At 66.8% G+C, this 18867-nt stretch carries 22 protein-coding genes and 1 other RNA gene; 11 read left to right on the top strand and 12 right to left on the bottom strand.

Annotation, left to right across the window (positions count from 1 at the left end; all coding sequences use genetic code 11):
* Nucleotides 1–3: 3 nt before the first annotated feature.
* Complete coding sequence (gene rplK, locus ACWKSV_RS11460; protein WP_007407063.1) at nucleotides 4–435, bottom strand: 50S ribosomal protein L11; 432 nt, start codon at nucleotides 433–435, stop codon at nucleotides 4–6.
* Between the two features lie 245 nt (nucleotides 436–680).
* Between rplK and ACWKSV_RS11455 the strand changes: the two genes are divergently transcribed.
* From ACWKSV_RS11455 to ACWKSV_RS11445, 3 genes are read left to right on the top strand one after another with little or no spacing between them, the layout of a single operon-like run.
* Nucleotides 681–1448, top strand: a complete 768-nt coding sequence (locus tag ACWKSV_RS11455) for a hypothetical protein (RefSeq protein WP_076713806.1) — start codon at nucleotides 681–683, stop codon at nucleotides 1446–1448.
* Between the two features lie 12 nt (nucleotides 1449–1460).
* Nucleotides 1461–2624, top strand: a complete 1164-nt coding sequence (locus ACWKSV_RS11450) for a M48 family metallopeptidase (protein ID WP_076713804.1) — start codon at nucleotides 1461–1463, stop codon at nucleotides 2622–2624.
* Entirely contained in the window at nucleotides 2621–3208 is a 588-nt protein-coding gene (locus ACWKSV_RS11445) for a hypothetical protein (RefSeq protein ID WP_076713803.1), read from the top strand. Before ACWKSV_RS11450 ends, ACWKSV_RS11445 begins: the two co-directional genes overlap by 4 nt.
* 246 nt (nucleotides 3209–3454) lie before the next feature.
* On the opposite strand, the gene nusG is transcribed toward ACWKSV_RS11445, so the two are convergent.
* The 4 genes from nusG to ACWKSV_RS11425 form a co-directional block, all read right to left on the bottom strand.
* Complete coding sequence (gene nusG, locus ACWKSV_RS11440; RefSeq protein WP_042491307.1) at nucleotides 3455–3991, bottom strand: transcription termination/antitermination protein NusG; 537 nt, start codon at nucleotides 3989–3991, stop codon at nucleotides 3455–3457.
* Nucleotides 3992–4000: 9 nt separating this feature from the next.
* Nucleotides 4001–4198, bottom strand: a complete 198-nt coding sequence (secE, locus tag ACWKSV_RS11435) for a preprotein translocase subunit SecE (protein ID WP_056433493.1) — start codon at nucleotides 4196–4198, stop codon at nucleotides 4001–4003.
* Nucleotides 4199–4574: 376 nt separating this feature from the next.
* Nucleotides 4575–4757 carry a YbdD/YjiX family protein gene (locus ACWKSV_RS11430; protein WP_076713801.1) on the bottom strand — a complete coding sequence of 61 codons (183 nt, stop codon included), beginning with the start codon at nucleotides 4755–4757 and terminating at the stop codon, nucleotides 4575–4577.
* On the bottom strand, nucleotides 4754–6799 hold the full coding sequence (locus ACWKSV_RS11425; protein ID WP_076713799.1) for a carbon starvation CstA family protein: 2046 nt from the start codon (nucleotides 6797–6799) through the stop codon (nucleotides 4754–4756). The genes ACWKSV_RS11430 and ACWKSV_RS11425 overlap by 4 nt, the downstream gene beginning before the upstream one ends.
* Nucleotides 6800–7109: 310 nt before the next feature.
* Between ACWKSV_RS11425 and ACWKSV_RS11420 the strand changes: the two genes are divergently transcribed.
* The 3 genes from ACWKSV_RS11420 (at nucleotide 7110) to ACWKSV_RS11410 (ending at nucleotide 8466) form a co-directional block, all read left to right on the top strand.
* The gene (locus ACWKSV_RS11420; protein ID WP_056433501.1) at nucleotides 7110–7319 is read left to right on the top strand and encodes a cold-shock protein; all 210 of its coding nucleotides are present in this window, start codon (nucleotides 7110–7112) and stop codon (nucleotides 7317–7319) included.
* 58 nt (nucleotides 7320–7377) lie between these two features.
* The gene (locus tag ACWKSV_RS11415; protein ID WP_056433505.1) at nucleotides 7378–7563 is read left to right on the top strand and encodes a hypothetical protein; all 186 of its coding nucleotides are present in this window, start codon (nucleotides 7378–7380) and stop codon (nucleotides 7561–7563) included.
* A gap of 309 nt (nucleotides 7564–7872) precedes the next feature.
* On the top strand, nucleotides 7873–8466 hold the full coding sequence (locus ACWKSV_RS11410) for an NADPH-dependent FMN reductase (protein WP_076713798.1): 594 nt from the start codon (nucleotides 7873–7875) through the stop codon (nucleotides 8464–8466).
* A gap of 412 nt (nucleotides 8467–8878) precedes the next feature.
* Here ACWKSV_RS11410 and ACWKSV_RS11405 read toward each other — a convergent pair whose 3' ends face one another.
* Nucleotides 8879–9550 (bottom strand): nucleoside/nucleotide kinase family protein, encoded by a 672-nt coding sequence (locus tag ACWKSV_RS11405; RefSeq protein ID WP_076713796.1) that lies wholly within the window; start codon nucleotides 9548–9550, stop codon nucleotides 8879–8881.
* Entirely contained in the window at nucleotides 9550–9828 is a 279-nt protein-coding gene (locus ACWKSV_RS11400) for a chorismate mutase (RefSeq protein WP_056433511.1), read from the bottom strand. Before ACWKSV_RS11400 ends, ACWKSV_RS11405 begins: the two co-directional genes overlap by 1 nt.
* A gap of 110 nt (nucleotides 9829–9938) precedes the next feature.
* On the opposite strand from ACWKSV_RS11400, the gene ACWKSV_RS11395 reads away from it, so the two are divergent.
* The 3 genes from ACWKSV_RS11395 to ACWKSV_RS11385 all read left to right on the top strand — a co-directional run bounded on the left by ACWKSV_RS11395 (nucleotide 9939) and on the right by ACWKSV_RS11385 (nucleotide 14033).
* Nucleotides 9939–10949, top strand: coding sequence for a polyprenyl synthetase family protein (locus ACWKSV_RS11395; RefSeq protein ID WP_076713793.1), 1011 nt, complete (start codon nucleotides 9939–9941; stop codon nucleotides 10947–10949).
* A gap of 339 nt (nucleotides 10950–11288) precedes the next feature.
* Complete coding sequence (gene hrpB / locus ACWKSV_RS11390) at nucleotides 11289–13739, top strand: ATP-dependent helicase HrpB (RefSeq protein WP_076713792.1); 2451 nt, start codon at nucleotides 11289–11291, stop codon at nucleotides 13737–13739.
* 12 nt (nucleotides 13740–13751) lie between these two features.
* Entirely contained in the window at nucleotides 13752–14033 is a 282-nt protein-coding gene (locus tag ACWKSV_RS11385) for an ETC complex I subunit (protein ID WP_042491340.1), read from the top strand.
* Nucleotides 14034–14474: 441 nt separating this feature from the next.
* Here ACWKSV_RS11385 and ACWKSV_RS11380 read toward each other — a convergent pair whose 3' ends face one another.
* The 4 genes from ACWKSV_RS11380 to ACWKSV_RS11365 are packed head-to-tail and all read right to left on the bottom strand — an operon-like array spanning nucleotide 14475 to nucleotide 17178.
* Entirely contained in the window at nucleotides 14475–15008 is a 534-nt protein-coding gene (locus ACWKSV_RS11380; RefSeq protein ID WP_191864725.1) for an NUDIX domain-containing protein, read from the bottom strand.
* Nucleotides 15005–15670 carry a TPM domain-containing protein gene (locus ACWKSV_RS11375; protein ID WP_076713790.1) on the bottom strand — a complete coding sequence of 222 codons (666 nt, stop codon included), beginning with the start codon at nucleotides 15668–15670 and terminating at the stop codon, nucleotides 15005–15007. Before ACWKSV_RS11375 ends, ACWKSV_RS11380 begins: the two co-directional genes overlap by 4 nt.
* 1 nt (nucleotide 15671) lies before the next feature.
* Nucleotides 15672–16574, bottom strand: coding sequence for a TPM domain-containing protein (locus ACWKSV_RS11370; RefSeq protein ID WP_083706491.1), 903 nt, complete (start codon nucleotides 16572–16574; stop codon nucleotides 15672–15674).
* Between the two features lie 10 nt (nucleotides 16575–16584).
* Entirely contained in the window at nucleotides 16585–17178 is a 594-nt protein-coding gene (locus ACWKSV_RS11365; protein WP_056433527.1) for a LemA family protein, read from the bottom strand.
* Nucleotides 17179–17286: 108 nt separating this feature from the next.
* Between ACWKSV_RS11365 and mscL the strand changes: the two genes are divergently transcribed.
* Entirely contained in the window at nucleotides 17287–17739 is a 453-nt protein-coding gene (mscL, locus tag ACWKSV_RS11360) for a large conductance mechanosensitive channel protein MscL (protein WP_056433530.1), read from the top strand.
* Between the two features lie 169 nt (nucleotides 17740–17908).
* On the opposite strand, the gene ACWKSV_RS11355 is transcribed toward mscL, so the two are convergent.
* On the bottom strand, nucleotides 17909–18340 hold the full coding sequence (locus ACWKSV_RS11355) for an RrF2 family transcriptional regulator (protein WP_056433595.1): 432 nt from the start codon (nucleotides 18338–18340) through the stop codon (nucleotides 17909–17911).
* Nucleotides 18341–18377: 37 nt separating this feature from the next.
* On the opposite strand from ACWKSV_RS11355, the gene ssrA reads away from it, so the two are divergent.
* Nucleotides 18378–18727, top strand: a transfer-messenger RNA (tmRNA) gene (gene ssrA / locus ACWKSV_RS11350).
* Nucleotides 18728–18867: the final 140 nt, after the last annotated feature.

Here is an 18867-nt window from a genome sequence, read left to right as displayed (position 1 = left end):
ATCTTAGCCCTCCACCACTTCGAGGCCCATCGCGCGGGCGGAGCCTTCGATGATCTTGGTCGCAGCCTCGATATCGTTGGCGTTCAGGTCCTTCATCTTGACCTGGGCGATTTCCGCGAGCTTCGAGCGCGCGATCTTGCCCGCCGACACCTTGCCCGGCTCCTTCGAGCCCGACTTCAGGTTGGCCGCCTTCTTGATGAGGTAGGTCGCAGGCGCGGTCTTCGTCTCGAACGAGAACGAACGGTCGGCATAGACGGTGATGACGGTCGGCAGGGGCGTGCCCTTTTCGACTTCACCGGTCTGCGCGTTGAACGCCTTGCAGAATTCCATGATGTTCACACCGCGCTGACCCAGCGCCGGGCCGATCGGCGGCGAGGGGTTGGCGGCGCCTGCAGGGACCTGCAGCTTGATATAGCCGGTAATCTTCTTTGCCATGTCACTCTCTTTTCGAGTCTAGCGGTCGTGACGGGCACGCGAGGCATGAGCCAGCGCACCCTCCCGCAAGGGTTCCGTCGCAAGATGCTAGGGAAGCGCGGGCCGATAGCCGAAAACGGGCGAAATGGCAAGGCCAGCATTGCGCTTGTCACGGCCGATCCGGCCATGTCACTCTGGGCTCATGATGGACGACTCGGTCGAGGGAGCGACCGGTTCCGCCATCGCTCGAACGGGGGGTTCGACACATGCGACGGGGATGGGGTGCGCTGGCCTGTGCGGCGGCGCTGACGTTGGCGGCCGCACCGCTGGCGGCGCAGGAAAAGACCGGCAACAAGCCCGGTTTCACGCTGGCCCCGGGCACTGCGACCATCGTCCTGATGCGGCCTGAGATCGCGGTCGGTGCGCAGTCGACCGGCGGGTCGTACGAACCCAATGCCGACTGGACCGACCAGGCGCGCGAGAATCTGGGCAGGGCGCTGGCCGATGCGCAGGGCAAGCTGGGCAACCGGGTCGTCACTCATGTCGAGCCGGTCGGGCAGGGTGCGGCCACGGCGCATGAATATCGCGCGCTGTTCACCGCGCTGGCCGATTCGGTCATCACCTATCAGTTCTTTCCGGGCAATCGCCTGCCGACCAAGAAGCGCGGCGACAGCTTCCTGTGGTCGATCGGGTCCGAGGTCGCCAAGCTGCCGGGCGTGCATGGAGCGGACTATGCGCTCTTCGTGACGACCGAGGATCATTACGGCTCGACCGGGCGCAAGCTGTTGCAAGTCTTCGCTGCCGGGGTGGCCGGGATCGGGGTCAGCGCGGGCGTGCACAAGGGCTATGCCGGGCTGATCGACCTGAAGACCGGCGATCTGGTCTGGCTCAACGCCGATCTGGCGATGGGCGGCGATGTCCGCACGCCCGAGGGGGCGGCCAAGCGCGTGTCGCAATTGCTGGAGGGTTTTCCGGGCAAGCCGGTCGAGGCGCCGGTCGCTCCGGCGGCTCCGGCCAAGACCGCCGCACGCTGACGGGAGGCGATCATGGCCGGATGGATCATCGCCGCTGCGCTCGCAGGGGCGGCTCTGGGCGCAGGCGCGTCCGACAGGCTCGCCCCGCTGCCGCCTTACGGCACGGCCTATACGCCGACGACCGTCGACGAGCGCGGGCTGTGGCAACAGGCGGATGAGGCCGAGCGCAATCTGCGCGACTCACCCGCCGTGGTACGCGATGCGGCGCTGAACGCTTATCTGACCAAGGTTCTCTGCCGTTCGGTGGGCGCGGATCGCTGTCGCGGCGTGCGAATCTATGTGGTGCGCGCGCCGGTCTTCAATGCCTCCATGACGCCGAACGGTATGATGGTCGTCTATACCGGTGCCCTGCTCCGATTGCGTGACGAAGCGGAACTGGCGGCGCTGCTCGGCCATGAGTTCGGGCATTTCGAGATGCGCCATACCCTGGCCAGTTTTCGCCGAGGGCGGACGATCGGGGACATCATTGCCTGGACCAGTGTGCTCTCGCCATACAGCACCTTGCCCGCCAGCTTGATCCAACTCCATTTCTCCTACAACCGTGCGCAGGAAGCCGAGGCCGACTTGATGGGCCTGCGCTATCTGGCGGCGGCGGGCTATCGGCCGCTTGCCGCATCGCGCATTTGGGAGCGGCTGATGGCCGAACAGGATGCAACTGCCTTGGGACGCAAGCGGCATGTCACGCATCGCTATTCGGCGGGCTTCTTCGCCGATCACCCGACCGAACTCGCCCGCGCAACCTATCTGCGCGAAGCGGCGGGGGCGGATGGCGAGCGCGGCGACGATTCGCGCGACGCGTTTCTGACGGCGATGCGCCCGTGGCGCGCGACCTTCCTGGCCGACCAGATCAAGCTCAACGATTTCGGCGGCTCGGAGTATCTGCTGGGCGAACTGGCGGGCGGGCAATGGACGCCCGACCTGCTGCTGACGCGCGGCGAACTCTATCGCGAGCGCGGTAACCCCCGCGATCTGGTGAGCGCGGCGCAATTCTATCAGCAGGCGATCGACGCGGGCTGCACCGACCCGATCGCCTGGCGCGGGCTGGGCCTGTCGCTGCTGCGTGGGCAGCAGGAGGCGGCGGGGCGGGCGGCGCTGAAAACCTACTTGGCGCGCGCACCGCAGGCGAGCGACCGCGCGGCCATGGCGATGTTGATCGGGGAAGGGGGCGTGCAATGAAGGGTTTGAGGATCGCGGCGATCGGACTGGCGCTGGTTGCGGCCCCGGTGCTGGCGGGCAACAAGCTGATTCCGGCGGGGCAGCCCGTGGCGGTCGCCAAATCGGTGCTGACGGTCACGCCCTCGGTCGAATGGAACAAGCTGGGCGCGCGGCCGGGACGCAATTCGGAGACGTGGACCTTCGATGGCGATGCGCTGAACGACCTGACCTTCTATGGCGGGATCGAACCCGAACAGACGCTGTTCCGCGAGGTCAGCAAGCGCACCAAGCCGCCGCCGCGCGTCAAGGCGACGATGCTGGTGACCGACATACCGACGCTGGTCGAGAACAGCTATCGCATCGCGCTCAATACGCCGTTGTTCACGGTCGAGGGGATGGAGCCGATGGCCTTTGCGGGGAAGCCTGGCATCCGCTTCACCTATAGCTTCACCCGGCCGAACGAAGACCTGCCGCGCAAGGGCGAGGGGTGCGGCGCGATGATCGGCGGCAAGCTGTACCTGATCACCTTCGAGGCGCCGCGGCTGCATTATTTCGACGCTGGGGTCGCGGCGTTCCGGCAGGTGGCGAACAGCGCGAAATTATAGGGGGTGTTTCTTCCAGCCCTCCGTTCGCACTGAGCGAAGTCGAAGTCCACGGGATGGGCGTGCGGCGAGGGCGGGCGTAGGCTTCGACTTCGGCGCAAAGCGCCGAAGTTTATCCTGAGCGGCTGGCTCGCCAGCCAGTCGAAGGGCTCAGCCCAAACGGGCGATGAGGCGGGTCGGCGGGGGCGAGATACGAAAAGGGCCGGTGGCGTCGCCGCCCCGGCCCCGTTTTCGTCGGATGGTCCGAACTTACTTCGAGCGTTCGACCTGTTCGAAGTCCAGTTCCACCGGGGTGGCGCGACCGAAGATCGACACCGACACCTTGACCTTGGACTTGTCGAAATCCAGTTCCTCGACCACGCCGTTGAAGCTGGCGAAGGGGCCTTCCAGAACCTTGACCGCGTCGCCGATCTCGTAGTCGACCTTGACCTTGTGCTTCGGGGCGGCGGCGGCTTCTTCCTTGGAATTCAGCATCCGCGTGGCTTCCGCCTCGCTGATCGCCTGCGGCTTGCCCATCGCGCCCAGGAAGCCGGTCACCTTCGGCGTGTTTTTGACGAGGTGATAGACCTGGTCGGTCATGTCGAGCTTGGCCAGCACATAGCCGGGCATGAACTTGCGCTCGACCGCGATCTTCTTGCCGCGGCGGGCCTCGGTCACGGTCTCGGTCGGCACCTCGATCTGGTCGACCAGATGGTCGAGGCCCAGACGGGTGGCCTCGGCCATGATCGAGTCGCGGACCTTGCCCTCGAAACCGGAATAAGCGTGGATGATGTACCAGCGCGCCATGAGAACCCTTTACTTCGCGAACGACAGCAGGGTGCGGACCAGCGTCTCGAAGAACGAGTCGACCGCCAGGAAGAAGATGGCCAGGATCGTGGTCATCACGACCACCATCACACCGGTCATCACCGTCTCGCGCCGCGTCGGCCAGACGACCTTCTTGGTCTCGGTCTTGACCTGGTTGAGGAATTCGATGGGGGTCGTCTTCGCCACTCGTGCCGTTCCCGCACCTGCGTTGAAATTACTGTCAGCGGGGCATGGGTCCGCCGTCGCCTGCCCCAGGGGGCCTGCGACGAAAGGTCCGTCCGCGCTGTTCGGATGGGAACGCGATGTAGCTGTGGCTCGGGTAAAAGGCAAGGGCGGGGGCGGGGCGGGGGTTTCCGGCTCACGCGAAGACGCGATGGCGCGAAGGTTTTTTGTTCGCGCAGAGGCGCGGAGGACGCAGAGGGGCTTTGGCTGCGCTCAGAAGTGGCCGAATATGAGTCGCGCGGTGGGATGGTCTGGCCTGTCGGCCGGGCCTAACACCTCCGCGCCTCCGCGAGAACCAACCTTCTTTCTTCTTCCCGTCCTCGCGGTTTCGCAGGAACGATCAACAGCAGCGCCCGCCATTCCTCCCGCCGTATCGCGCCTGTTGCCGCTCGCGGAAGAAGGTCACCTCGTCCATCGGCTCCCGGTCGGGATGTTTCACCGCCATATGCGCCACATAGGCCTCATAGCTGGGCATCCCGACCATTGCATTGCCGATCTCGCGCAGGCGGGCGAGCCAGCTCATTCGGCGGCCACCAGTTCGGGCGGGACCTCGGTCACACTCGGCCGGTCGATACGGCGCGCGATCAGGCAGGTCCGCACCGCATAGACCAGGATCGCCAGCACCACGCCCAGGAAGATCGCGCACAGCCCGGCGTCGATCCGGTCGTTGAAGACGATCCGCCCCATCTCCGCCATGGTCTTGGCGGGCGGCAGCACCTTGCCCGACGCGGCGGCGCTGGCGAACTTGTCGGCATGGGCCAGGAAGCCGACGCGCGGGTCGGCCGAGAAGAGCTTCAGCCACCCGGCGGTCAGCGTGCAGGCGAGCAGCCAGACCGTCGGCACCACCGTGATCCAGGCATAGCGGTCCTTCTTCATGCGGAACAGGACGACCGTCGCCAGCATCAGCGCCACGGCGGCCAGCATCTGGTTGGAGATGCCGAACAGCGGCCACAGCGTGTTCACCCCGCCCAGTGGATCGGTGACGCCCTGATAGAGGAAGAAGCCCCAGGCCGCGACGCACAGGCCGGTCGCGATCAGGCCCGGCGCGACCTTGCTCGATCCCCGGAAGCTGGGGACGACCAACCCGATCAGGTCCTGCAGCATGAAGCGCCCGGCACGGGTCCCCGCATCGACGGCGGTCAGGATGAACAGCGCCTCGAACAGGATGGCGAAGTGATACCAGAAGGCCTTCATCGCCTGTCCGCCGAACAGGTGGCTGAAGATCTCCGCCATCGCCACCGCCAGCGTCGGCGCGCCGCCCGCACGGCTGATGATCGTATGCTCGCCCACGTCACGCGCGACCTGGGTCAGCGTGTCGGCGGAGATGGGAAAGCCCATCGCGGTGACGGCGGCGGCGGCGCTGGCCGGGTCGGTGCCCAGCATGGCGGCGGGCGCGTTCATCGCGAAATAGACGCCCGGATCGAGGATCGAGGCCGCAACCAGCGCCATGATCGCGACCGCGCTTTCCATCAGCATCGCGCCATAACCGATGAAGGGTGCGTCCTTCTCGCTGGCGATCAGCTTCGGCGTGGTGCCGCTGGCGATGAGGGCGTGGAAGCCCGACACCGCGCCGCAGGCGATGGTGATGAACAGGAACGGAAAGAGCGGCCCGGCCCAGACCGGCCCGCTGCCGTCGATGAACTTGGTCAGTGCGGGCATCTTCAGCGGCGGCGCCATCACGACGATGCCGATGGCCAGCGCCACGATCGCGCCGATCTTGAGGAAGGTCGACAGATAGTCGCGCGGTGCGAGCAGCAGCCACACCGGCAGCACCGAGGCGACCGCGCCATAGCCGATCAGCAGGAAGCAGAGCTGCACCGGCGTGAAGGTGAACAGCGGCGCCAGTGTCGCCGATTCAGCGATCGACTGGCCATAGACGATGGCGAGGATCAGGCCGATGAAACCGATGATCGACACCTCGCCGATCTTCCCCGGCCGGACCCAGCGGGTATAGCCGCCCATCAGCATCGCCAGCGGCACGGTGGCCGCCACGGTGAACAGCCCCCAGGGGCTTTCGGCCAGTGCCCGCACGACGATCAGCGCCAGCACCGCCAGGATGATGACCATGATCATGAAGGCGCCGAACAGCGCGATGGTGCCCGCGACCGGGCCCATCTCCATGCGGATCAGTTCGCCCAGCGAGCGCCCGTCCCGCCGCATCGACAGGAACAGCACCAGGAAATCCTGCACCGCGCCCGCCAGCACGACGCCCGCAAGAATCCAAAGCGTGCCGGGCAGATAGCCCATCTGCGCCGCAAGCACCGGCCCGACCAAAGGCCCGGCACCCGCGATCGCCGCGAAGTGGTGGCCGAACAGCACCGTCCGGTCGGTCGCCACATAGTCGAGGCCGTCGGCCCGGCGGATGGCCGGGGTGGGGCGGCTGGGGTCGATGCCGATCACCCGCGCGATGAACAGCGCATAGTAACGATAGGCGATCAGATAGACCGAGACGGCGGCGGCCACGATCCACAGCGCGTTGATCGGTTCGCCGCGTACCGTGGCGACCACGCCCAGCGCGCCCGCTCCGACGATCGCCAGTGCGATCCAGGGAAGGTGTTTCGTCATGCCCCGCTCGGTCCTCCCGTTCTGCTTTGTCCTTCTTCTAACCCGCCCGACCGGCGACGCCAGTCCCGAAAGCCGGTCGGGGCGAAGTTCGGGCGTTCATTGGGGCTCTCGCAAGGCCATGCTGTCGGTCGATCGGGTGAGCGGAAACAGTATTTTCGCACCGGCCCTTACATTTGCGCGCGGGGACCCGATATTGATCCGTGCTAAAGTCGCAAATCGACGGTTCTCTGCTTTGCGGCTCGTTCCTTCTTTCCCTGCACCGCGGCCCCGAACCCGGCCCAGCCTGGTTCATCATGATGAAGGAACGAATATGAGCATCACCGGAACCGTCAAATTCTTCAACGCCGACAAGGGTTATGGCTTCATCGCCCCCGAGAGCGGCGGCGCGGACGCCTTTGTCCATATCAGCGCGGTCGAGCGCGCCGGGATGATCACGCTGAACCAGAACCAGCGGGTCACCTATGAACTGGAAGAGGATCGCCGCGGAAAGATGGCGGCGGTCAACCTTCAGCCCGCCTGAATGTCGAAGCGGTAGCCGGTCCGGCTACCGCTTTTTTTGTGGCCCGAAAGGATAATCCATGTCTCGCGATGCCATCTTCTTCCGCAATCAGGCCGAGATCGAGCGCAACAACGCCGCCGATGCGACATTGCAGAATGTCCGCGACCGCTGCGAGCGTGCCGCCGCGTCCTGGGACGCGATGGCCGTCCGGGCCGAGCGGGCGGAACTAGGACGCGCGGCGGCGGCGGCGCGAGCGGCGCTATAGGCCGAAGCGGAATCCGTAACCCAGGCCCAGCGTCGCCTGCCCCCGCTCGCGGATCAGCGGTGAATCGGCGACCGGGCCGCCCAGGCCGTAGGGCACACGCCCCGTCCGCGCGATAGGGCGTCAGGTCGCCGACAAGTCCGCGACCACGCCGTCATGCCGTCATGCCGTCATGCCGTGTGAATCCCTGCCGTACTTCCTGCGCCGGACAGGCGAGCGGTACAACGATTCCCAAAGCCCGGACAAGGCCAGCGGGCCTCTGGGCAAACTTAGCGCTTGCCCCGCCGCGCGGTCCGGGGTGAAAGGCTCGGCATGGCCAGCGCATCCTCTTCCCCGCTCGTCGTCGGCATCGGCGGCACGATCGGCAGCGTCTCCTCGACCGAGCGCGCGCTGCGCACCGCGATGACGGCGGCGGCGGGCGAGGGGTTTCGCACCCATGTCTTCGGCGGCGAGGATCTGGCACGCCTGCCGCTCTACAACCCGCGCGCGGGCGAGCGGACCGAGGCGGAGCGCGTGTTTGTCGACACCGTGCGACAGGCGTCGGCGATCATCATCGCCAGTCCCGGCTATCATGGCAGCATCTCGGGGCTGGTGAAGAACGCGCTCGACCTGCTGGAGGAAACGGCAAAGGACGATCGGCCCTATTTCGCCGACCTGCCCGTGGGGCTGATCGCCACCGCCTATGGCTGGCAGGCGACGGGTTCGACCATCGCGGCGCTGCGCTCGATCGTGCATGCGCTGCGCGGCTGGCCGACGCCCTTCGCGGCGGCGGTGAACACGCAGCAGACGCATTTCGACGCGGAAGGGTGGATCAGCGACCCGGCGGTCGAGGGGCAGTTGCGCCTCGTCGGCCAACAGGTCGCCCGCTTCGCACCGCTGGCCGGGACGATCCGCGCGTCGAACTGAGGGGCGTTTTCTGCGTCAATCTTGTTCACGCCAAGCCGTAAAGAGTTTGATTTCGCGCGGAGGCGCGGAGGACGCAGAGAAGTATCGCGCGCGACGACGCGCAATACTCTTTCCCTGATCGCTTAAGGGAGACGGGCTGCAAGAGCCGCGAGCACGACAGCTCCGCGTCCTTCGCGCCTCTGCGCGAACCAAATCTTCTCTCTTCGCGGCATCGCGGCTTCGCGTGAGATCAATGATTTCATCAAGGGGAGAAGTTCGCGAATTAAGTCAATCCGTTCCCCGGCGAAGGCCGGGGCCCAGTCCCTCCCAAGCCGGTGGCGCGTCAAAACGTTGCGTGGGAGGCAAATGCTTTGCGCACATCGATAGTGCATCGAAACTGGACCCCGACCTTCGCCGGGGAACAATCGATGGGTTAGCGCAGGCGCTCCATCGCCAGCGCCGTGATCTCGTCCGCAATCGCCGCCGGATCGCGCAAGGCCCCGCCCGCCACGGTCGACACCGTCACCCATTCGCCCAGCATCGCCCCGTCCGCCATCGCGGCGTAGTTCGCGCGCACCCGCGCCTGAAGCCCCAGATCGGCCTCATAGGCGTCATAGGTGTCGTCGGTATAACTCCGCTTGCGCTTGCGGGCGATCAGGTCGCGCGCAACGTCCAGCGGCGTGTCGAGATAGACCGACAGATGCGGGGCGGGCAGGCGGAACTGCACCGTCTCCAACTGCTCGATCCATTGCAGCAGCGCGGGCGCCTGGTCGGGCGCCACCTGCGCCGCCTGATAGGCCATGTTCGACGCGATATAGCGGTCGAACACGATCACGTCGTGTGCTTCGGCCAGTTCGATCAGGTGCGGGCGCGATTCGAATCGGTCCAGCGCATAGAGCGTCGCCGCCGTCTCGGGCGCGGCGGCATGGGGCAGGTGGCCCGCCAGATACTCGCCCAGCGCCCAGCCGCCGACCGTCTCGGCATATCGCGGGAAGGACAAGGCCGCCGCCGACAGCCCGGCGGCGTTCAGCCGCTCGGTAACGGCCGCCGTCGCGGTTGCCTTGCCTGCGCCGTCCGCGCCTTCGATCGCCAGCAGGAATGCCATCAGCCGCGCAGTCGCTCATGGTGGCGGATCACTTCGTCGATGATGAAGCGCAGGAATTTCTCGGAAAATTCGGGGTCCAGCTGCGCATCGCTCGCCAGCTGGCGCAACCGGGCGATCTGCGATTCCTCGCGGCCGGGATCGGCGGGGGGCAGTTCGTTTTCCGCCTTGTAGCGTCCGACCGCCTGGGTGATCTTGAACCGCTCGGCCAGCATGAAGACCAGCGCGGCGTCGATATTGTCGATCGACTGGCGATAGCCGGTCAGCACGGTGTCGGACATGATCGGTCTGTCTCCCTCTGGCGGCCCGCGCCGCACATGAATTCGCGCGGGCCCTTTCGCGCTTAGGCTTGCGTTCGGCAAGCGTTGTCGCCAGAGGCTCTTACCTGCCCATGACCGTAACCGCCACCCGCCTCGCCAAGCCCGCGCCCTCGCTGGACCCGATGATCCGGCTGGTGGCCGACGACATGAACGCCGTGAACCAGGTCATCATCGACCGCATGGCGTCGGAAATCCCGCTGATCCCGCAACTGGCGGGCCACCTGATCGCGGGCGGCGGCAAGCGGATGCGCCCGATGCTGACGCTCGCGAGCGCACAGCTGCTGGGTTATCAGGGCACCAGCCATCATGTCCTGGCCGCGGCGGTCGAGTTCATCCACACCGCCACGCTGCTGCACGACGATGTCGTCGACGGCTCCGACCTGCGGCGCGGGCGGCGGACCGCCAACATCATCTGGGGCAATCCCGCCAGCGTGCTGGTCGGCGACTTCCTGTTCAGCCGGTCCTTCCAGCTGATGGTCGATGCGGGCAGCCTGAAGGTGCTGAACATCCTGTCGGGCGCCTCGGCCGTGATCGCGGAGGGCGAGGTGAACCAGCTGACCGCCGTGCGGCAGGTGGGGTTGGCCGAGGAACGCTATCTGTCGATCATCGACGCCAAGACCGCCGCGCTGTTCGCTGCCGCCTGTCGCATCGCGGCCGTCGTCGCCGAGCGGCCCGAGGCGGAGGAACTGGCGCTGGAGGCCTATGGTCGGAACCTGGGCATCGCGTTCCAGCTGATCGACGATGCGATCGACTATGTGTCGGACGCAGGCACGATGGGCAAGGATGCGGGCGACGATTTCCGCGAGGGCAAGATGACCCTGCCGGTGATCCTGGCCTATGCGCGGGCGAATGACGAAGAGCGCGCATTCTGGAAGGACGCGGTCGAGGGGCGGCGGACGTCGGACGAGGACTTCGCCCATGCCATCGCGCTGGTCCGCAAGAGCCGGGCGGTCGACGACACGATGGCCCGCGCGCGTCATTATGGCGGGCTGGCGATCGAGGCGCTGCGCGGCTTTGCGGACGGCCCGGCGAAGAGCGCGATGATCGAAGCGGTCGAGTTCGCCGTCGCGCGGGCGTATTGAAACCAAACAACTGTTCCCCGGCGAAGGCCGGGGCCCAGTTGCCGTGCAGTGTCGAAGGCACGAAACGCTTTGCCTCCCCCGCGTCGTGCGGCGCGCCACGAATTTTGTGGAGTCTGGGCCCCGGCCTCCGCCGGGGAACGGCTTGACTGAGACTGCATCCTACCCTCCGTTCAGGCTGAGCGAAGTCGAAGCCCACGCCTCGACATTCGCCACACGGACGGGGCATCCCTTGGCCTTCGACTTCGCTCAGGCTGAACGTAGGTTGGGGATGGACGGTGAGGCGGCGGCGGGAATGGCGAGGTCCTTCACCCCGCTCCCCAAACCCCCTATCGCACCTGCATGACCCTGCCCGTCACCGCCGTCCTGCCCGACCTGCTGACCGCGCTTGCCGACGCCCCCAACGCCGTCCTCGTCGCGCCCCCCGGCGCGGGCAAGACCACGGCCGTCGCGCCCGCCCTTCTCGACCAGCCCTGGTGCACCGGCGAAGTCCTGCTCCTGTCCCCCCGCCGCCTCGCCGCCCGCGCCGCCGCCGAGCGCATGGCCGCACTCGCCGAGGAGCCGGTCGGCCGCACCTTCGGCTATGCGACGCGCATGGACACCAAGGTCAGCGCCGCGACCCGCGTGACCGTCGTCACCGAAGGCATCTTCGTCGCGCGCATCCAGGCCGATCCCGAACTCGCGGGCGTTTCGGCGGTGCTGTTCGACGAAGTGCACGAACGCAGCCTCGATGGCGATTTCGGCCTGGCGCTGGCGCTCGACGCGCAAGCAGGATTGCGACCCGATCTGCGGCTGGTCGCGATGTCCGCGACGCTCGACGGCCGCCGTTTCTCCAGCCTGATGAGCGATGCCCCGGTCATCGAGAGCGAGGGGCGCAGCCATCCATTAACCCTGCGCCATCTCGGCCGCGCCGCCGAAGCGCGGATCGAGGATTCGGTCGCCGCCGCCATCCGCCGCGCGTTGCAGGACGAAGCAGAGGGCGACATCCTCGCCTTCCTGCCCGGCACCGCCGAGATCGCGCGCACCGCCGAGCGGCTGGCGAGCCTGCCTTCCGCCATCGCAATCCACGAACTCCATGGCTCGCTCGACCCGGCGGCTCAGCGCGCGGCGATCCGGCGTGACCCGGAGGGGCGGCGGCGGATCGTGCTGGCTACCTCTATCGCGGAGACCAGCCTGACGCTGGATGGCGTGCGGATCGTCGTCGATTCGGGGCTGGCGCGTCGCCCGCGCTACGACCGTGCGGCGGGCATGACTCGCCTCGTCACCGAGCGCGCCAGCCAGGCCGCCGTCATCCAGCGCGCGGGCCGCGCCGCGCGCCAGTCGCCGGGCGTCGCTTACCGCCTGTGGGAAGAAGCCGCGACGGCGGGCCTGCCGCGTTTCGACCCGCCCGAGATCCTGGAGGCGGACCTGTCGGCGCTGCTGCTCGGCACCGCGCTCTGGGGGGTGAGCGATCCGCGCGCGCTCCCATGGCTCGACCCGCCGCCCGAGGCGGCCGTTGCAGAAGCCCGCGCCCGCCTCACCGTGTTGGAGGCGCTGGACGAAACCGGCCGCCCGACCGCGCATGGCAAGGCGATCGCAAGACTGCCGATGCCGCCGCGCCTGGCGCATATGCTGATCCGCAGCGGCGAGCGCGGGCTGGCGTCGACCGCCGCCGAGGTCGCGGTGCTGCTCGGCGAGCGTGGCATCGGCGGGCAGGATGTCGATATCGAACAGCGCCTGCGTCGCTGGCGGACCGAGCGTAGCCCCAAGGCGGAAGCGGCGCGGGCGATGGCGAAACGCTGGACCGGCCTTGCCCCCAAACCGGTCGAGCAGGAGATTTGGGACCATGCAGCGGGCGTCTGTCTCGCGCTCGCCTATCCCGACCGGGTGGCGCGGCGACGTGACGGCACGGGCGAGAATTGGGCGAGTGTGGGGGGCAGGGGCTTCCGGCTCGATGCCGCCTCTGGGCTGGCGAGTTCGGAATGGCTGGCGGTGGGCGAGACGCAAGGCGCGGCCTCGGGCGCACGCATCCTGTCCGCCGCGCCGCTCGACCTCGCCACCGTCGAGGCGCTGTTCGCGGACCGGATCGAGACGCGGCGGACCGTCACCTTCAACCCGGCAACGGGCGGCGTCGAGGCGTTGCGCGAACGGCGGCTGGGCGGGCTTCGCCTGTCGAGCGGCCCCGATTCGGGTGCGTCACCCGACGCCATCGCCGAGGCGCTGGTCGAGGGGGTGCGGACGCATGGGCTGTCGCTGCTGCCCTGGAGCGACGGGGCGGGGGCTTACCGGGCGCGGGCGGCCTATGCCGGGGTGGCGCTGGACGACGAGACGCTGCTCGAACGGCTGGACGACTGGCTGCCCGCATTGGTCGCGGGCAAGCGGCGGCTGGACGCGCTGGCACCGGGCGCGCTGACCGAGGCGATCCGCAATCTGGTCGACTGGAACGACCAGCGGCGGATCGATTCGATGGCGCCGTCGCACTTCACCAGTCCGGCGGGCAGTAGCCATGCGATTGATTATGCGGCCGAAGGTGGGCCGCGCGTCGAATTGCGCGTGCAGGCGCTGTTCGGCCTCGCCGAGCATCCGGTGATCGGGGCCGAGCGCGTGCCGCTGGTCCTCAGCCTCACCTCACCCGCCGGGCGGCCGATCCAGACGACGCGCGACCTGCCCGGTTTCTGGGCGGGAAGCTGGAGCGCGGTGGCCAAGGAAATGCGCGGCCGCTACCCCCGTCACCCCTGGCCCGACGACCCCGCGGCGGCGTCCGCGACGCTGCGCACGAAAAAGGCGGATGCAAGAGCCGCCGGTTCGCGATAAGGGACAAGAATTATGGCCACTGCTCGCATCTTCCAGCGCCCCAAGAACGCGATGCAATCCGGGAAGTACCGGACCGATCGCTGGCAACTCGAATTCGAACCGACCGAGGCGAAAAAGCCCGATCCCCTGACCGGCTGGGCCGGTAGCGGCGACACGCAGGAGCAGGTCCGCCTGACCTTCGCGACGCTGGAAGAGGCGATCGCCTATTGCCAGCGCGAAGGGCTCGACCATCATGTCGTGCCGACGCCGCAAAAGACGCTGAAGCTGCAAAGCTACGCCGACAATTTCCGCTGACGTTCAAGCGCTCCGGTCGAGGCCGGGGCGCTTTTTCTTTCGCGCGTGGCGCTTGAGAGGGTTGGTTCGTGCGGAGACGCGGAGACGCGGAGGTGTCTCGCCCGGCGAAATCGGGATCATATCATAACCAGCCTTTGAGAGAGGCGTGTCGCGTCAGCGAGCGATTGCCTCTGCGTCCTCCGCGCCTCTGCGCGAACAAATTTCTTGGCGGCTTTCAGTCAGGTCAGGCGTGTCCTCCATGTGTTCGCGCGATGCCGCGATGACGCGAAGATTTTCAGAATGGGTTCGCGCAGAGGCGCAGAGAGCGCGGAGTGTATGTGCGGTGGCGTCGGAATCGCACCACAAACGGCCTCTTGAAGAGATATTTCGCTGCCGCGAGCAAGGCCTCTCCGCGCCTCCGCGTCTCCGCGCGATAAATCGTCTTCGCGGCTTCGCGTGAATTCAGAAGCCCAGGATGCCGCCACCCAAAAGCAATAGAAGCTTGGCATCGACCGCCACGCCCGCCGCGCGGCGTTCGGCGATGAAGGTGGAAACCTCGGACAGTTTCACCCGGTGAACGACGATCTGTTCGTCCGAATCGCCGCCGCCTTCGCCGACCTTCACCAGCCCGGTGGCCCGGACCAGGGTGAAACGCTCCGACGTCATGCCCGGCGAGGAACAGAATTCCCCCAACGCCTCGATCCGGGCGGGGCGATAGCCGGTTTCCTCTTCCAGCTCGCGTGCGGCGCCGTCGAGCACCGCTTCGCCCTCGGTCTCGTCACCGATCAGACCGGCGGGCATTTCCAGACAGGTCACGCCCAGCGGAATGCGGAATTGCTCGACCAGCAGGATATGGCCGTCCTCGATCGCCAGGATGACGGCGGCGCGGATGTCGCGCGGTCGGTCGGCATATTCCCAGGTGCCGCGCTTGCGCAGCGCCAGGAAACGCCCCTCGGCCAGGGTTTCGAGGGGGGCGTCCATACGGGGATCGGTCATAGCGAGATCGGTCTGTCCGGCAGTTCGTTGGTGTCCGCCGCCGTCTTGGGGAAATGTGTCGCCAGCACAAGCCCGATGCGCTCGACCGCCGCGCTCAGCCCTTCGCCGACATGGCCCTTTGCGACATGCGGCAGCATCACCGCCATCGCCTTGCCCCAGGTTTCCGGCCCGACCTTGCCGGTCAGCCCGGAGTCGGCGACGATCTCGGCCATATGCTCGTCCTCCGAGAGGTAGAGCAGAACGCCGTAACGACTGTCGGTCCGTCGCTCGGCCGAGACGCGAAACAGCAGGACGGCACGCGCCCGGACGCGGGCATGGCGGATGCTCTTGGGCACCAGCGCGATGCGGCGCGCGACGGGGCCGAGCAGCGCAAAGACCAGACCGAAGACCAGAATCTGCGCGAGCATCAGCACGCCGAGGATCAGGTCCTCACCCGGCGCGCTCCAGGCGTCATGGACCATTGCCAGCAGCTTCAAACCCAGATCGGGGAAGAGCGCGGCGAAGAGCGGCACCAGCAGCATGGCGGCCGCCGCATACCACAAGGCGATATCACGATACTCGTCCGACCGGGGCGCGACGATGGTGACGATCTCCGCGTCCGTCGTCGCCTCGGCTCGCGCGACGGCGGCGGTGACTAGGTCGCTATCGGCTTCGCTCAACATCTCACCAATCCCCCGAGGCGCCGCCGCCGCCGAAATCGCCCCCACCGCCGCCGGTAAAGCCGCCGCCGAACCACGAACCGTCGCTGCCGCCGCCGGACGAGCCGCCGCCCGAACTCCAGCCGCCGCCCGATCCGCCGCCGCTGCCCCAGCCTGGACCCCAGAGGATGATCGGCCAGCCTCCGCCGCCGCGACGCCCACCGCCGCCCCCACGATCATCATCGTCATCGTCGTGGAAACGCTGGCCCTGTCGGCGGCGCAGGATCGACAGCAGGACGAAGCCGCCGATGAAGATCACCAATATGATGACGATCGGAAAGCCGTTGGAATCGCTGCCGCCGCGGCGATGCTCGCGGTCGAACTGCTTGGCGGCCTCGGCCACCTTGGCCTGGGCTTCCTCGGGCGAGGCGCGAAGCTGGGCGATAACCGCGTCTGCGCCCGCGTTCAGGGCACCCGATATGTCGCTCGATTCCCGAAGGCGCGGGATCATCAGCGTACGGATCATCTGCGACGACCAGGCGTCGGTCAGGATCGGCTCCAACCCCCGCCCGACCTCCAGCCGGGGGCCGCGCTGGCCCTTGCCCTCATTGGGCGCGACGAACAGGATCGCGCCGTTGTTCGCGTCCTTCAGGCCGACGCCCCAGGCCCGGCCCAGCCGATAGCCATAATCCTCGATCGGATAGCCCTGCAGGTCGGGGATCGTCGCGACCACCAACTGGCGGCCGGTATCCTTCTGCAAGGCCGCCAGCTTCTGTTCGAGCTGCGCCTTGGTCGCGGGGTCGATCTTGCCCGCCGCATCGACGACCAGCCCGTCGAACTTGGGAAAGGTCTGCGCCATCACGGGGACGGCGCAGAGGATCAGCCAGAGCCCGATGACCGGGCGAAGCAACCGGGTGAACCGGGGCATGAGGATACGATCAGGCGCCGAAATTCACCTTGGGCGCATTCTCGGCACCCGGCGTGGTCGCCTGATAGGGGGTCTTGGGCTTGGCACCGTAGAAGACCTTGGCACCGATCGCGTCGGGGAAGGTGCGGATGCGGGTATTATAGGCCTGCACCGCCTTGTTATAATCGCCGATCGCGATGTTGATGCGGTTCTCGGTGCCTTCGAGCTGGCTCATGAAGGTCTGGAAATTGTCCTGGCTCTTCAGGTTCGGATAGGCCTCGACATTGGCCAGCAGGCGGCCGAGCGAGCCGCTGAGCTGGCCCTGCGCTGCCGCGAATTGCTGCATCTTGGCGGGGTCGGACAGGTCGTCACCCGACACCTGGACCGAGGTCGCCTTGGCGCGCGCGTTGACCACCTCGGTCAGGATCGACTTTTCCGAGGCGGCGGCGCCCTTCACGGTGGCTTCCAGATTGGGAATGAGGTTCGCGCGGCGCTGATAGGCGGCCTGAACGTCGGCCCATTTCGCGTTCACATTTTCCTCGGCCGTGGGCACGCTGTTCATGCCGCAGCCGGACAAAGCGACGGCCATCACAACCGGGGTCAGGGCAAGAACGGGACGACGCATTCGAATATTCCTCCGTCAACTGTATCGGCTATATAAGACGCGTGAGGCGCTTGGCGAAGGGCAAAAGCGACGATAGCCTGAAAGTTCATCGAATAGAGGGAGTTGGCGATGCTCAAGGAATTTCGCGCCTTCATCGCGAGGGGTAATGTGCTCGATCTGGCGGTGGCGGTCATCATCGGGGCGGCGTTCAGCAAGATCGTGACATCGCTGACCGACGATGTGCTGATGCCGGTGATCGGCAAGATTTTCGGCGGGCTGGATTTCTCCAGCTATTTTCTGCGCATGGGGCCGATACCCGCCAATTATGCGGGTTCGCTGACCGATTATGCCGCGCTGAAGAAAGCGGGCGTGCCGCTGCTCGGCTATGGCGCGTTCGTGACGCAGGCGGTCAATTTCGTGATCGTCGCCTTCATCATCTTCCTGCTGATCCGCACCGTGAATCGTGCGACCGCGATCTTCGAGAAGGACAAGACCGTCGCCGCCGCCGAGCCCAAGGCGGAGCCTGCCGATGTCGCGCTGCTTCGCGAAATTCGCGACGAACTGCGCGCGCGGCGTCCCTGAGCGTTTAAATCAGAAGGCTGGTGTTCCCCGGCGGAGGCCGGGGCCCAGTTGCCATCAAGCCCGTGACGCGCAGCAACGTCGCTTGGGAGGCGGCGCCGCGCCGCCTCCGTTGCTTCACCGCAACTGGACCCCGGCCTTCGCCGGGGTGGCGCGATGTTGGGTAAAGGGCTTAAGCCGCCGCCAGCTTCTTGGCCGTTGCATCCGCCAGGCTGGTACCGTCGAGAATCCGCGCCGTTTCGTCGCGCACCCGCATCATCGCATGGCGGATGGCGCAGTCGGCCTCGCTCTTGCAGTCGTTGCACGGGCGATAGGCGGTCCGGCTGACGCACGGCACCAGCGCCAGCGGCCCTTCGATCGTGCGGATGATGTCACCTAGCGAGATCAGATGCGCGGGCCGCGCCAGCCGGTATCCGCCCATCTTGCCGCGCTGGCTGTCGAGCAGTTGCGCGCCCTTCAGGTCGGCGAGGATCAGCTCCAGGAACTTGCGCGGCACATTGGCCTCGGCCGCGATGCGGGTCATCGAGGTCGGCGGCCCGTCCACCGGCATTTCCGCCAGGAACAGCATCGCGCGCAGCGCATAACGGGACCGCTGGGTCAACATGGCCGCCTCCATGGACCCAAAATGGGGCGAGCGAAAGGCATTTGCGTAATGCCGCCGGGCTTCCTATATCCCCTTTTGCTGGGTTTCACCCGGCTATGACGATAAACTGCGGCGAGTAATAGACGCAGCGGACCCGGGGGCAGTACCCGGCGGCTCCACCATAAAAGGTGGTGTACTTGGACACCGTTTCTGACGGGGCCGAACCAGGATCGACGTGTGTTGAAAAGCGCTGTTTTCGTTCGGAATGGGACCACCGCAACGGCCCATATACACAAGTGCCAACGATAACGAAGCACTCGCGATTGCGGCGTAATTGAGGGCCTCACGGCCTGACATTACACCAAAATAGCGCGGTCGGACCCCACCGGGCAACAGAAGGGGAATCCAGCGGTACGGGGAGCACCGGGCAACAGAAGCTCCCCACTTTCCTGTTTATGATGATCGGGGCGGAGGCACTTCATTCATGCCCGATCAGCTTCCCACCCTCCGTTCGCACTGAGCGAAGTCGAAGTACACGGGCCGTCCTT

It is taken from the genome of Sphingomonas sp. SphC10 (genome assembly GCF_057004845.1).
The sequence above is the reverse complement of the archived record's forward strand: the minus strand, read 5'-3'. Positions and strand labels throughout refer to the sequence as shown.